This is a genomic window from Citrobacter freundii complex sp. 2024EL-00216, assembly GCF_043945515.1.
Classification (GTDB): Bacteria; Pseudomonadota; Gammaproteobacteria; order Enterobacterales; family Enterobacteriaceae; genus Citrobacter; species Citrobacter portucalensis.
Map to the genome: position 1 here is coordinate 90,439 of NZ_JBIMRA010000013.1, position 14,351 is coordinate 104,789.

Consider the following 14,351-nt stretch of genomic DNA (forward strand, 5'->3'; position numbering starts at 1 on the left):
ACATGAGTGTGATTGCGCAGGCAGGGGCGAAGGGTCGTCAACTGCACAAATTTGGTGGTAGTAGTCTGGCTGATGTGAAATGTTATCTGCGTGTCGCAGGCATTATGGCGGAGTACTCGCAGCCTGATGACATGATGGTTGTTTCAGCCGCAGGCAGTACCACTAACCAGTTGATTAGCTGGCTGAAATTAAGCCAGACCGATCGCCTTTCTGCGCATCAGGTTCAACAGGCGTTACGTCGCTATCAGAGCGAGCTTATCAGCGGTTTGTTACCGCCTGATATAGCGGATGGACTAATTGGCGCGTTTATTCACGATCTGGAGCGTCTGGCTGGATTACTCGACAGCGGCGTGAACGATGCCGTCTATGCTGAGGTTGTTGGGCATGGTGAGGTATGGTCCGCGCGTTTGATGTCTGCGGTCCTTAACCAACAGGGGCTGGAGTCAGCCTGGCTGGATGCGCGCGATTTTTTACGTGCTGAACGCGGTGCCCAGCCGCAGGTAGATGAAGGTCTTTCTTACCCGCTGCTACAGCAACTGCTGGCGCAGCATCCGGGTAAACGGCTGGTGGTTACCGGCTTTATTAGCCGCAGCAATTGCGGTGAAACGGTCCTGCTGGGGCGTAACGGCTCCGACTACTCGGCGACGCAGGTTGGCGCGCTGGCGGGCGTTTCTCGCGTAACTATCTGGAGCGATGTCGCCGGGGTTTACAGCGCGGATCCGCGTAAAGTAAAAGACGCCTGTTTGCTGCCGCTGCTGCGTCTGGATGAAGCCAGCGAGCTGGCGCGTCTGGCGGCACCGGTTCTCCATGCCCGTACCTTACAGCCGGTTTCCGGTAGCGATATCGATCTCCAACTGCGTTGTAGCTATACGCCGGAGCAGGGTTCAACGCGCATTGAACGCGTACTGGCCTCCGGTACCGGGGCGCGTATTGTGACCAGTCATGATGACGTCTGCCTGATTGAGTTTTTGGTTCCGACTGGCCAGGACTTTAAGCTGGCTTATAAAGAGATTGATCAGGTTTTAAAACGTACCCAGGTGCGTCCGCTGGCAGTGGGTGTGCATCCTGACCGCCAACTGCTGCAATTTTGCTATACCTCCGAAGTCGCTGACGGCGCACTGAAAATTCTGGATGAAGCTGGTCTGCCGGGCGAGCTGCGTTTGCGCCAGGGGCTGGCGCTGGTAGCGATGGTCGGGGCGGGCGTCACCCGTAATCCGCTGCACTGCCACCGTTTCTGGCAACAGTTGAAAGGTCAGCCGGTTGAATTCACCTGGCAATCGGAAGAGGGTATCAGCCTGGTCGCGGTACTGCGTACTGGGCCAACAGAGAGCCTGATTCAGGGCCTGCATCAGTCAATTTTCCGCGCGGAAAAACGCATTGGTCTGGTGTTGTTCGGCAAAGGCAACATTGGTTCGCGCTGGCTGGAGCTGTTCGCTCGCGAGCAGAGCACGCTCTCGGCGCGCACCGGATTAGAGTTTGTGCTGGCGGGTGTGGTTGATAGCCGTCGTAGCCTGCTGAATTACGAAGGGCTGGATGCCAGCCGCGCGTTAGCTTTCTTTGATGACGAGGCGGTAGAGCAGGATGAAGAGTCTCTATTCCTGTGGATGCGTGCTCACCCGTATGATGATTTAGTGGTGCTGGACGTTACTGCCAGCGAGCAACTTGCGGATCAGTATCTGGATTTTGCCAGCCATGGTTTCCACGTTATCAGCGCCAACAAACTGGCGGGGGCGAGCAGCAGTCATAATTATCGCCAAATTCATGACGCTTTTGAAAAAACCGGCCGCCACTGGCTGTATAACGCCACCGTGGGAGCAGGTTTGCCGATCAATCATACCGTGCGCGATCTGATTGATAGCGGAGATACCATTCTGTCGATCAGCGGGATCTTCTCCGGTACGTTGTCGTGGTTGTTCCTGCAATTTGATGGCACGGTCCCGTTCACCGATCTGGTGGATCAGGCGTGGCAACAGGGGCTGACTGAACCCGATCCGCGCGTAGATCTTTCCGGCAAAGATGTGATGCGTAAGCTGGTGATTCTGGCGCGTGAAGCAGGTTACGACATCGAACCGGACCAGGTTCGCGTGGAATCGCTGGTGCCTGCACACTGTGAAGAAGGCTCTATTGACCATTTCTTTGAGAATGGTGATGAGCTTAACGAGCAGATGGTGCAGCGTCTGGAAGCGGCGCGTGAAATGGGGCTGGTGCTACGCTATGTGGCGCGTTTTGATGCTAACGGTAAAGCGCGCGTTGGTGTTGAAGCGGTTCGTCCTGAACACCCGCTGGCGGCGCTGTTGCCGTGCGATAACGTATTCGCCATTGAAAGCCGCTGGTATCGCGATAACCCGCTGGTAATCCGTGGACCGGGCGCAGGTCGTGACGTTACCGCCGGCGCTATTCAGTCAGACATCAACCGTTTGGCGCAGCTGCTGTAGTTTGCGTTGCCTAATGACGCTTACGCTTATCCGGCCTACATATTTCATGAATCGTAGGCCCGGTAAGCGGCAGCGCCACCGGGCAAATCGTGCTGGGTGATCAGGGCGTTGTATTGATCTACCAGCGTCCTTATCGTCTGAAATACCGAATGGGCGGAGTAGCGGGGGCTTTGCTGAAATTCCGTCTGTTGCTGCAACCAGGCGAGAAAATGATGGCTTGCCGCCAGAGTTTTTGACGCGCCTTCTTCAACACGCCCCTGCGTTAACAAACACACCATTTTACGCGTATCGCCTCGTTGCCAGATTTGCCACTCATTTTGCCACCATCCCTGATAGGTTAAGTGGTTGCAACGCTATATCGATGAGCTTAAAGGCAAAGTCGATCTCACCGTGGCACTCATCCACGAAGGCACGCCAGCACGTCAATCCAGTCTGGGGGGCACCGATGTGCGCCGTGCGCTGGATAAAGATATCCAGACTGCAGGTCAGGTGCATGGCCTGGATATCCTGATCACCGGTCATGCGCATGTGGGCACGCCGGAGCCGATTAAAGTCGGTAACACCCTGATTCTGTCTACCGACAGCGGCGGTATTGATGTGGGTAAACTGGTGCTGGATTACCAGCAAAAACCGCATCAATTTACCGTTAAGAACTTCGAACTGAAGACCATTTTTGCTGATGAGTGGCAGCCAGACCCGCAAACGAAACAGGTCATTGATGGCTGGAATAAAAAGCTCGATAAAGTGGTACAACAAACGGTAGCCAACTCTCCGGTTGAGCTGACGCGTGCTTACGGTGAATCTTCTTCCCTGGGAAATCTGGCGGCAGATGCATTGCTGGCTGCGGCGGGTAAAGATACCCAGTTAGCACTCACTAACTCGGGCGGCATCCGGAATGAAATCCCGGCAGGTGCTATCACGATGGGTGCCGTCATTAGCACCTTCCCGTTCCCGAACGAGCTGGCAACCATGGATCTCACCGGGAAGCAGTTACGTAGCCTGATGGAGCACGGCGCGGGTTTAAGCAACGGCGTATTGCAGGTGTCCAAAGGACTGGAGATGAAGTATGACAGCAGCAAACCGGTTGGCCAGCGGGTCACCGTATTGACGCTTAACGGTAAGCCAATTGAGGACGCTGTGGTTTATCACATTGCCACCAATAGCTTCCTGGCAGACGGCGGTGATGGTTTTACGGCATTCACCGAAGGTAAAGCGCGTAACACATCCGGCGGTTACTATGTCTCTAATGCTGTCGTTGATTATTTCAAAGCGGGAAATACGCTGACGGATGAGCAACTCAAAGGCATGCGTGTGGAAGATGTGAAACCGTAGTGAGGTCAGGCCAGCAGATATTCCGCTGGCCTGTTGTTTTAGCCTTTGTGGGAGGCAAACACCTCTTTTGCGGCGAACAAGCCGTTGAGTGCCGCGGGGAAGCCAGCATATACGGCCATCTGCATAATCACTTCAATGATCTCATCCTGCGTTAAACCCACGTGGAATGCCGCGCCAATATGCACTTTCAACTGCGGTGTGGCGTTACCCAGCGCAGTTAATGCCGCGACGGTGGCGATTTCTCTACTGCGTAAATCCAGCCCCGGCCTTGAATAGATGTCGCCAAAAGGAAATTCAATCAGGTATTGGGCGAAGTCTGGCGCAATATCCTGCAGACTTTCGACGACCGCATCGCCCCCTTTACCATCCACTTTTTGCAACATCTCCTGACCGGTAATAAAGCGTTCTGAAGGCATCATTCCTTCCTCTTTCGTGTGGTTTGTAGTGTGAGGATAGGGCGTGCGGAATGATTGGGATAATACCGTTTCCGTGATACCTTTTCGGTATGACAACATCGTCTTTGCACTCTCTGGACATTCGCCTGCTGCGTTACTTTTCCGTAGTAGCGGAAGAGAACAATATGAGCCGGGCGGCGCAGCGCTTGTTTATGTCGCAGCCGCCGCTGAGTCGCCACATTCGCCAGCTTGAAGAACGCCTGGGAGTGACGCTTTTTGTCCGTCATACCCGTGGGCTTACGCTGACGGAGGATGGCCAACGCGTACTTGAAATCGTACGCCCGCTATTGGCGCTACAGGATAAAACCTGGGCGGCGCTGGGTCAGTTAGTGAAAACGGGGGAGCAATCTCTGCGCTTAGGGCTAAGTACGGCGTTTGAGCAGGGTGTCTTTACGGCGCTTGAGTCCCGGCTTAATATGCGCATACAGAAGCTACATATTGTCCGGCATGGTTCGCCTGAACTGGCGCGCCAGGTGCGTCGGGGCAAACTGGATGCCGCTCTGGTGGCACTACCGCTTGAAACTTCGGGGCTTAGCGTCACGCCGCTTGGCTGGCAAGAATCGATGATTGCCGCCTTACCCGCGCAGTGGGCAGAAGCGGCACTGTCGTCACTCTCATTAACCGCGCTGAGCCACCGACCGCTGTTCTGGTTCAAACGCGAACGTAACCCTGCCTTCTTTGATTACACCCGACACATTTTTCGTCGTGCGGGTTACTCGCCTGCCTGTATTGAAGAGCCGCTGGAACATGACGTGCTGCTGGCGCGGATCGCGCAGGGTGACGGCCTGAGCCTGATTCCGGCCTCCTTTTCCGCGATCCAGCGTCAGGGCGTGATATTCCTTCCTCTTACCGATACCGAGTTGCGTATTAGCATGGGGTTGCTGATGCTGCCTGAGAACGTAACAAAATTAGCGTGGCTGCAGACGGTCGTGACGCAATCCCTCATCATTTCAGGCTGATGTGAATTTTTTTCACGTTGGCTGAGTATTCCTCACCTTTAACGATGATTTTTGTGTTGACGCCAGCATGCTTTTCCGTCATTTTTACATCTAGACGTCTAAACGTATAGCAGTTCACAACACAACATATAACGACAAAAGATTGATGAGGTAAGGTATGAGCTTTTTTCACGCCAACCAGCGGGAAGCCCTGAATCAGAGCCTGGCGGAAGTACAGGGTCAGATTAACGTTTCGTTTGAGTTTTTCCCGCCGCGCACCAGTGAAATGGAGCAAACCCTGTGGAACTCCATCGATCGCCTGAGCAGCCTGAAGCCGAAGTTTGTTTCAGTCACCTATGGTGCAAACTCTGGTGAGCGCGACCGTACGCACAGCATTATTAAAGGCATTAAGGATCGCACTGGCCTTGAAGCGGCTCCGCACCTGACCTGTATTGATGCTACCCGCGATGAGCTGCGGACCATTGCTCAGGACTACTGGAATAACGGTATTCGTCATATTGTTGCTCTGCGCGGTGACTTGCCGCCGGGAAGCGGTAAACCGGATATGTATGCCTCTGACCTGGTGGCTCTGCTGAAAGACGTTGCGGACTTTGATATCTCCGTTGCGGCTTATCCGGAAGTACACCCAGAAGCGAAGAGCGCTCAGGCCGATTTGCTGAACCTGAAGCGTAAGGTTGATGCCGGTGCAAACCGCGCCATTACTCAGTTTTTCTTCGATGTGGAAAGCTATCTGCGCTTTCGCGATCGCTGCGTGTCTGCGGGAATCGATGTGGAAATTATTCCGGGTATCCTGCCAGTCTCCAACTTTAAACAGGCGAAAAAATTTGCCGATATGACCAATGTTCGTATCCCTTCCTGGATGTCGACCATGTTTGATGGTCTGGATGATGATGCGGAAACCCGCAAGCTGGTAGGTGCAAACATCGCTATGGACATGGTGAAAATCCTCAGTCGCGAAGGGGTGAAAGATTTTCACTTCTATACCCTTAACCGTGCCGAGATGAGCTACGCTATTTGTCACACACTGGGTGTAAGACCGAATTAAACAGATGCCCCAGCCCTCTACGGAGGGCTTTTTATTGATCATTTTGATCTACATCTCTGTAACTTTAAATATAAAAGGAATTAGCTATCGAATCTGTGGGTTTTTTCGACTATATCTTATCTCTGGTGGTGTATATCGTAGTCAGAACACTGTAAAGGGAGCATATAGATGAGCATGTCCGACGATAGCCAAAACGCATCAACTGCCGGTAAGTGTCCTTTTCATCAGGGCGGTCACGATCAGAGTGCGGGAGCAGGAACGAACAACCGCGACTGGTGGCCCAATCAACTCCGTGTAGATCTTTTAAACCAACATTCCAACCGTTCTAACCCGCTGGGTGAGGACTTCGACTACCGTAAAGAGTTTAGCAAACTCGACTATTCTGCCCTGAAAGGGGATCTCAGAGCCCTTCTGTCCGAATCTCAACCGTGGTGGCCCGCTGACTGGGGAACCTATGCCGGATTATTTATCCGCATGGCATGGCACGGTGCAGGGACCTATCGCTCCATCGATGGACGCGGTGGCGCGGGTCGCGGACAGCAGCGTTTTGCACCACTGAACTCCTGGCCGGACAACGTCAGCCTGGATAAAGCGCGTCGTCTGCTTTGGCCAATCAAGCAGAAATATGGCCAGAAAATTTCCTGGGCCGACCTGTTTATCCTTGCGGGTAACGTGGCGCTGGAAAACTCAGGCTTCCGCACTTTCGGCTTCGGTGCCGGTCGTGAAGACGTCTGGGAACCGGATCTCGACGTAAACTGGGGTGATGAAAAAGCCTGGCTGACCCACCGTCATCCGGAAGAACTGGCAAAAGCGCCGCTGGGCGCAACCGAAATGGGCCTTATCTATGTGAACCCGGAAGGGCCGGACCATAGCGGCGAACCGCTCTCTGCGGCCGCGGCTATTCGCGCGACCTTCGGTAACATGGGTATGAACGACGAAGAAACCGTAGCGCTGATTGGCGGCGGTCATACGTTGGGTAAAACCCATGGTGCAGCACCGGCTTCGCACGTAGGCGCCGATCCAGAATCCGCACCAATTGAAGCGCAGGGCCTGGGCTGGGCCAGCAGCTACGGCAGCGGCGCGGGTGCAGACGCAATTACTTCCGGTCTGGAAGTGGTCTGGACGCAGACGCCGACCCAATGGAGCAACTATTTCTTCGAGAACCTGTTCAAATATGAATGGGTACAAACCCGCAGTCCGGCAGGTGCGATTCAATTTGAAGCGGTTGACGCACCGGAAATTATCCCCGATCCGTTCGATCCGTCGAAAAAACGTAAGCCAACAATGTTGGTTACCGACCTGACGCTGCGTTTCGATCCGGAGTTCGAGAAGATCTCCCGTCGTTTCCTGAACGATCCGCAGGCCTTCAACGAAGCATTTGCCCGCGCATGGTTTAAGCTGACGCACCGTGATATGGGGCCAAAAGCACGTTACATCGGACCGGAAGTGCCAAAAGAAGATCTGATTTGGCAAGACCCGCTGCCGCATGCGTTCTTTAACCCAAGCGAAGAAGATATCCTGAAACTGAAGGCGACCATTGCCGCTTCCGGGTTGTCCGTGGGCGAACTGGTATCGGTAGCGTGGGCTTCGGCATCAACGTTCCGCGGTGGGGATAAACGTGGCGGCGCTAACGGTGCGCGTCTGGCGCTGGACCCACAGCGTGGCTGGGATGTGAATGCTACCGCGGCACGCGTACTGCCTGTGCTGGAAGGCATTTATAAGTCAGCCCATACCGCTTCGTTAGCCGATATTATCGTGCTGGCCGGTGTTGTCGGTATAGAGCAGGCGGCTAGCGCTGCGGGTGTCAGCATTAAAGTACCTTTTGCGCCGGGCCGCGTGGATGCGCGTCAGGACCAAACGGATATTGAGATGTTTGAACTGCTTGAGCCGATTGCCGATGGTTTCCGTAACTACCGCGCTCGTCCTGACGTATCGACCACCGAGTCGCTGCTGATTGATAAAGCACAGCAGCTGACGCTGACCGCACCGGAAATGACCGTGCTGGTGGGCGGTATGCGCGTACTGGGCACCAACTTCGACGGCAGCCAGCATGGCGTCTTTACCGATCGTCCTGGCGTGCTCAGCACTGACTTCTTCGTCAATCTGCTGGATATGCGCCATGAGTGGAAGGCGGTTGATGAGTCAAAAGAGCTGTTTGAAGGTCGTGACCGTCTGAGCGGCGAAGTAAAATACACGGCAACCCGCGCCGATCTGGTGTTCGGTTCTAACTCCGTACTGCGCGCAGTGGCTGAAGTTTATGCCTGCAGCGATGCTCACGAGAAGTTCGTGAGAGATTTCGTTGCCGCATGGGTGAAAGTGATGAACCTGGATCGTTTCGATCTGCTGTAACAGCTAATGCCGGATGTCGCTTGCAGGTATCCGGCATAGTATGAATAAAAAAATCCCCGCGATTGCGGGGATTTTCTGTTTGCAGGTTATTCCCACTCTTGCAGGTAACGTTGACCGTACTGATCAGCCACCAGCAGGGCGGCATACACCTGGTCCGGCGTTGCGCCGCCAGGCATGTTGTGGATGGTTTCGCCTTCTGCACAGGCTGCCTCAGCCACAATGCGCATTTTCGCCTGAATATCCTGTTTGATGTCCAGTTGCGCCAGGGTAATCGGCAGGCCAACGGAATGGCACAGCGCGGCAACGGTTTCAATTTCATCGACCGGTGCGTTTTCCAGCACCAGCTGCGTCAGCGTACCAAACGCCACTTTCTCGCCGTGATAGTAGTGATGCGCATCCGGGATTGCGGTCAGACCATTATGAATGGCGTGAGCCGCTGCCAGACCACCGCTTTCAAAACCGACGCCACTCAGATAGGTGTTGGCTTCAATAACACGTTCCAGTGCTGGTGTCACCACGTGCTGCTCGGCTGCCAGCATCGCTTTTTCGCCTTCTTCGATCAGCGTATTAAAGCACAGCTCTGCCAGCGCCAGCGCCGCCTGAGTACACTGACCGCCCGCCATGGTGGTTGCGCCGCTGCGTGAACAGGCACGCGCTTCGAACCAGGTTGCCAGCGCATCGCCAATACCCGCAGCTAACAGACGCGCCGGTGCGCCCGCGACAATTTTGGTATCCACAATGACCCTGTCCGGGTTGTTGGGCAGCAGCAGATAGCGATCGAATTCACCGGCATCGGTGTAAATGACGGACAGCGCGCTGCACGGCGCATCGGTAGAGGCGATGGTTGGGGCAATGGCGACAGGCACGCCCATAAAGTGCGCCAGCGCTTTGGCGGTATCCAGCGTTTTACCGCCGCCAATACCAAGTACTGCGCCACACTGCGCTTTTTCCGCTACGCCGCGCAGACGGTCGATTTCGTTTTGTGAACATTCGCCGCCAAACGGTGCAATTTCCAGCGCCAGTCCGGCATCCTGGAAGCTTTTTTCCAGTGCGCCCTGGGCAAAGCCTAAGACAAACTTGTCCCCAACGACCAGCCAGCGTTCTGCCAGTGGTTTGAGGTAGCTACCAAGACGGGTAATAACATCGGCACCCTGGATATACTTACCAGGTGATTGAATAATGCGATCCATACTTTATTTCCCTCACAGGTTGATGTGACCAAATGCGTTGTTCCAGTCCTGCTCAAACTTCTCTATTGCTGACTCTACCGCAGGGGTATTGAGCATTTGTTGCGCTACGTCTAATGGCAGGGTGATAGCTTCACATCCTGCCAGTAAGCAATCCAGCGCCTGACGCGGGGTTTTAAAGCTGGCTGCCAGTACCATGCTGTTTGGCGCATGCAGCTCCAGTAACGTTTGCAGTTCTTGTACTGTGCGAATCCCGTCGCCGCCCTGTGCGTCGATACGGTTAACGTAAGGCGCGATATATTTGGCTCCTGCCAGCGCAGCCAGTAGCCCCTGAGAAGCACTGTAAACGGCGGTTCCCAGCGTGGTGATACCCTCTTTTTTCAGCATCTTAATCGCGGCCAGACCTTCGGATGTCACCGGGATTTTCAATACCAGACCGGGCACTGCATTGCTCAGGCGTTTGGCTTCTTCCACCATGCCCTGCGCCTCGCGGCTCATGGTTTGGGCAAACAAAATACCCTCTTCGCCGATGGCGTTTTGCAGGCGTGGCAGTACATCCCAGATAGATTCTTTGCTTGCCGCCACAATGCTTGGGTTGGTGGTAACACCCGCGATAGGGAAGATGCGTGCCAGACGTTCAACTTCTGCGACGTTGGCGGTATCAAGGTAAAGTTCCATACAAAAACATCCTCTTTAAAGTTCAAGTTCATGTTGCAACAGGCTGGCGATAGCGTCGGCTGAGGCGGCGCTAACCAGCGCGTTACGGAATTCTTCATGCATAATGCGGCGCGCCAGACGCGAGAAAATACGCATATGCTGATCGCCAGCGGCATGTTTGTTGAGCGTCAGCATAATAATGAACTGTGCATCATCATCACCCCAACGTACCGGCGCTTGCAGGCGCGCTACGCTGATGGTGGACTGCTCAATATGTTCGGATTTGCTGTGTGGAATGGCGAAGCTAAAACCTAATCCGGTAGAGAAGACGGCTTCGCGTGCCCACAGGTCTGCTTCCAGCTTACGTGGATAGCGACAACGGCCTGCCAGCAGGAGGTTGTCGGTCATCCCTTTGATGACCTCTTCTTTACTGCGCCAGTCGCTGTCCAGTGTGATGCATTCGGCGGTAACCAGAGGCGTATCCTGTTGGGTCATGCGGAACTGGGCCAGCAGATGTTCGACCTCCAGCGAGGTTCGACAAGCCATCGCTTGATTCAGCAATTGACGGCAGGCACGGCTGTCGAGTTGCGCCATCCGCGCTTTGGCGGCGGGAATGGAGGGAGCGCTCATACTGATTTCGTCCAGACCCAGTCCCACCAGCAATGGCAGCACCGAACCTTTGGCACCCAGTTCGCCACACAGGCCAATCCATTTCCCTTGCCGATGTACTGCCTGCACGGCGTAATCCAGCGCGCGCAGGAAGGCCGGATTCAGGCTGTTGTAGTGGCGGGTAACTTTGGCGTTGTCGCGGTCGACCGCCAGCAGGTATTGCGTCAGGTCATTGCTGCCAATACTAAAGAAATCAATCTCTTCACAGCATTGGTCAATGATGAACATCACAGACGGAACCTCCAGCATAATACCGAGCTGGATCTTCTCATCAAACGGAATGTGTTCACTTCGCAGTTGCTGCTTGGCTTCTGCCAGTTTCTCTTTGACCCACAGGATCTCTTCCATCGAGGAGATCATTGGGATCATGATTTTCAGGCTACCGTGCGCTGAGGCGCGCAGGATCGATCGCAGTTGCGTAGTAAACAACGTGGCATATTCTTCATAAATACGCACCGCGCGATAACCGAGAAATGGGTTGGTCTCAGCAGGAATATTCAGATAATCAACGGGTTTATCACCGCCGATATCCATGGTGCGTACAATAATGCTGCGTCCCTTTGCGGGTTCCAGCGCCTGGCAGAAAATGTTGTATAGCTCGTTCTCATCCGGGGCGCAGGTACGGTCCATATACAGCATTTCCGTACGGAACAGGCCAACCGCTTCCGCACCGTTACTAAAGGCTGCTTGTGCTTCCACGGAGTGGGCGATGTTGGCGGCGACTTCCATACGGATGCCATCAGCCGTGCGTGCCTCCTGGGTCAGCCAGATACGTTGCTGTTCCCGAATGGCATCCTGGATACGGGCTTCTTGCTGATAATAACGTACGATGGATTCATCAGGGGCAACGACGACTGCTCCTGCGTTACCATCGATATAAACCGTTTGCTGTAGCCATGGCATCAAAGATTCAATATCTACGCCAACCAGCGTAGGGATGTTGAATGACCGGGCGAGAATCACCGTGTGTGATGTAGTACCACCGCTTTTTAACAGCAAGCCTTTCAGCAATGTTTTGTCCAGTTCGAGGAACTGGCTCGGTGTTAGCTCATCCGCCATGCAAACCGTAGGCTGGGTCAGTTTTCCCGGTGCAGGGAAGCGCTGTTCCCCATAAATTTGCTGCAGAAGCTGGAAGCAAACATCGCGTACATCCAGTGCACGCTCCTGTAAATAACTGCTGCTTGAACGGGCGAATTCATCACAAAAATGTCCGGCACTTTCGACAACCGCCTGGGCGCAGCTTAACCCGCGTGATACGCCAGCGAGCAGGTGCTGGCGCAGTGAGAGGTCGCTTGCCAGCGAGCGGTGTGCTTCCAGAATCGCACTGGTAGCGCCGTCGCTGTCGAGTAATCGAAACTCAATATTTTTCATCAACAGCGTTAAACCGTTATCCAGTGCCGCTTGCTCGGTTTCAATATCTTGAGCGGATGGAAGGTTACTGAGCGCGTTAAGATCCAGCGAAGAAAGCAGACTCAGAACGCCTCCTGCGCTGCCGCTGCAGACGGTGCGAGCGCGGAAAAGCTGTGGATTTAAATGGGTGAGCGATGCCGGAAGTGGCTCCAGCTCGTTGTTTTTGGCTTCCGCTAGCGGTGCATCGCAGTGCGGAAATTCATTTCGTAACCATTGGCTCAGATGCTGGTGGGCTGCCTGTTCATCTGTACCGGAAATCAGCAACTGGCAGCTATCACCCGCCAGAGTATCGGTGCCAATCAACGATAGTGCGCTCTTAGCGTTGCCCTTACGTTCGGTACGCAGGTTGTGCCACTCAATGTGTGAGGTAAAGGTGTTGCACTGCGTTTCTATGTGGCTTGCCGGGCGTGCATGTACGCCATTGGGTAGCTCACAGGTAAATTCCACAATCAGGGCCATAGCCTCATCTCCCATAACGATTTCTCGCTACAGGATAAAAGGGCAACGCCTGAGCCTGCCATGTGACAAATCTGCCAAAAACTGGATAAATGTAATGTAACTATCAAAGTGAGACATCCCTCACAAGTCAGCGTATCCACTATAAATTCCGAGAAACTGCAAGTTATGAGGCGGATCGCATTTTTGTACTGACATTACAAAAGTCCAGCAAATGGCCTTTTTATCCACTGTTTGCGTCGCGTCAGATTGCCTATTGTTTTCCGCAACAAGTTTATGGATATGGGCTTTAGGCAGCCCGGGAGCGACTTATGAAAGAGTTGGTACAAATCCTGAAAAATACTCGTCAGCACCTGATGACCGGTGTTTCGCATATGATCCCCTTCGTCGTAGCGGGCGGTATTTTGCTGGCTGTCTCCGTCATGCTGTATGGCAAAGGCGCGGTACCGGATGCTGCGACCGATCCTAATCTTAAAAAGCTGTTTGATATTGGCGTCGCCGGGTTGACTTTGATGGTGCCATTTCTTGCTGCTTATATCGGCTATTCCATCGCTGAACGTTCTGCTCTGGCCCCTTGTGCGATTGGCGCATGGGTGGGAAACAGCTTCGGTGCAGGTTTCTTTGGCGCATTAATTGCTGGGATTATTGGCGGTATCGTTGTCCATTATCTGAAGAAGATCCCCGTACATAAGGTGTTGCGTTCGGTAATGCCTATCTTCGTTATTCCCATCGTCGGCACTTTTATCACCGCAGGCATCATGATGTGGGGGCTGGGGGAGCCTGTTGGCGCGTTAACCACTAGCCTGACTGAGTGGCTGCAGGGTATGCAGCAGGGCAGCATTGTGCTGCTGGCGGTAATTATGGGACTGATGTTGGCCTTCGATATGGGAGGGCCAATTAACAAAGTTGCCTATGCCTTCATGCTGATTTGCGTGGCGCAGGGGGTTTATACCGTCGTGGCAATCGCCGCAGTAGGGATCTGCGTGCCGCCGCTGGGTTTAGGTTTAGCGACGCTGATTGGTCGTAAGAATTTCTCTTCTGAAGAACGCGAAGCCGGTAAAGCTGCGCTGGTAATGGGCTGCGTTGGCGTAACGGAAGGCGCGATTCCGTTTGCTGCAGCCGATCCGCTGCGTGTCATTCCATCGATTATGGTGGGTTCCGCCTGTGGCACGGTAACTGCCGCCCTGTTTGGTGCGCAGTGTTATGCCGGCTGGGGCGGGCTGATTGTTCTGCCTGTAGTGGAAGGAAAACTGGGTTATATCGCGGCGGTTGCCGTTGGTGCTGTAGTGACCGCCGTGTGCGTTAACGTACTGAAAAGTCTGGCGCGGAAAAAAGTGTCTCAGGTCGATCAGAAAGAAGATGACCTGGATTTAGATTTTGAAATGAATTAAGTGAGG

10 protein-coding genes and 1 pseudogene are annotated in these 14,351 nt (G+C 54.1%); 6 read left to right on the plus strand and 5 right to left on the minus strand.

Going from position 1 to position 14,351, the window contains the following annotated elements; translation table 11 throughout:
* Positions 1 to 2 precede the first annotated feature (2 nt).
* A complete protein-coding gene (locus tag ACHHZ7_RS17360; RefSeq protein ID WP_032945630.1) occupies positions 3 to 2,435 on the plus strand; it encodes a bifunctional aspartate kinase/homoserine dehydrogenase II in 2,433 nt (810 codons plus the stop codon).
* A 44-nt stretch (positions 2,436 to 2,479) separates the two neighbouring features.
* On the opposite strand, the gene ACHHZ7_RS17365 is transcribed toward ACHHZ7_RS17360, so the two are convergent.
* Entirely contained in the window at positions 2,480 to 2,713 is a 234-nt protein-coding gene (locus ACHHZ7_RS17365; protein ID WP_060683059.1) for a hypothetical protein, read from the minus strand.
* A 58-nt stretch (positions 2,714 to 2,771) separates the two neighbouring features.
* Here ACHHZ7_RS17365 and ACHHZ7_RS17370 point away from each other — a divergent pair.
* Positions 2,772 to 3,767, plus strand: a pseudogene (locus ACHHZ7_RS17370) (bifunctional metallophosphatase/5'-nucleotidase); the annotation flags it as partial.
* A 38-nt stretch (positions 3,768 to 3,805) separates the two neighbouring features.
* Here ACHHZ7_RS17370 and ACHHZ7_RS17375 read toward each other — a convergent pair.
* Positions 3,806 to 4,183, minus strand: coding sequence for a carboxymuconolactone decarboxylase family protein (locus ACHHZ7_RS17375; RefSeq protein WP_060683060.1), 378 nt, complete (start codon positions 4,181 to 4,183; stop codon positions 3,806 to 3,808).
* 89 nt (positions 4,184 to 4,272) lie between these two features.
* On the opposite strand from ACHHZ7_RS17375, the gene ACHHZ7_RS17380 reads away from it, so the two are divergent.
* The 3 genes from ACHHZ7_RS17380 (at position 4,273) to katG (ending at position 8,575) form a co-directional block, all read left to right on the plus strand.
* Complete coding sequence (locus tag ACHHZ7_RS17380; RefSeq protein ID WP_060683061.1) at positions 4,273 to 5,181, plus strand: LysR family transcriptional regulator; 909 nt, start codon at positions 4,273 to 4,275, stop codon at positions 5,179 to 5,181.
* A 157-nt stretch (positions 5,182 to 5,338) separates the two neighbouring features.
* Complete coding sequence (metF, locus tag ACHHZ7_RS17385) at positions 5,339 to 6,226, plus strand: methylenetetrahydrofolate reductase (RefSeq protein WP_060683062.1); 888 nt, start codon at positions 5,339 to 5,341, stop codon at positions 6,224 to 6,226.
* A 168-nt stretch (positions 6,227 to 6,394) separates the two neighbouring features.
* A complete protein-coding gene (gene katG, locus ACHHZ7_RS17390; protein WP_048215178.1) occupies positions 6,395 to 8,575 on the plus strand; it encodes a catalase/peroxidase HPI in 2,181 nt (726 codons plus the stop codon).
* Between the two features lie 86 nt (positions 8,576 to 8,661).
* Here the strand turns inward: katG and ACHHZ7_RS17395 are convergent, their stop codons facing one another.
* From ACHHZ7_RS17395 to ptsP, 3 genes are read right to left on the minus strand one after another with little or no spacing between them, the layout of a single operon-like run.
* Positions 8,662 to 9,765: a glycerol dehydrogenase gene (locus ACHHZ7_RS17395; protein WP_060683063.1), complete on the minus strand. Its 1,104-nt coding sequence runs from the start codon at positions 9,763 to 9,765 to the stop codon at positions 8,662 to 8,664.
* A 12-nt stretch (positions 9,766 to 9,777) separates the two neighbouring features.
* Positions 9,778 to 10,440 (minus strand): fructose-6-phosphate aldolase, encoded by a 663-nt coding sequence (gene fsa / locus ACHHZ7_RS17400; protein WP_060683064.1) that lies wholly within the window; start codon positions 10,438 to 10,440, stop codon positions 9,778 to 9,780.
* Between the two features lie 15 nt (positions 10,441 to 10,455).
* Positions 10,456 to 12,957 carry a phosphoenolpyruvate--protein phosphotransferase gene (ptsP, locus tag ACHHZ7_RS17405; protein WP_048227754.1) on the minus strand — a complete coding sequence of 834 codons (2,502 nt, stop codon included), beginning with the start codon at positions 12,955 to 12,957 and terminating at the stop codon, positions 10,456 to 10,458.
* A gap of 308 nt (positions 12,958 to 13,265) precedes the next feature.
* Here ptsP and ACHHZ7_RS17410 point away from each other — a divergent pair, with 308 nt between their 5' ends.
* The gene (locus ACHHZ7_RS17410) at positions 13,266 to 14,345 is read left to right on the plus strand and encodes a PTS fructose transporter subunit EIIC (RefSeq protein ID WP_003825153.1); all 1,080 of its coding nucleotides are present in this window, start codon (positions 13,266 to 13,268) and stop codon (positions 14,343 to 14,345) included.
* Positions 14,346 to 14,351: the final 6 nt, after the last annotated feature.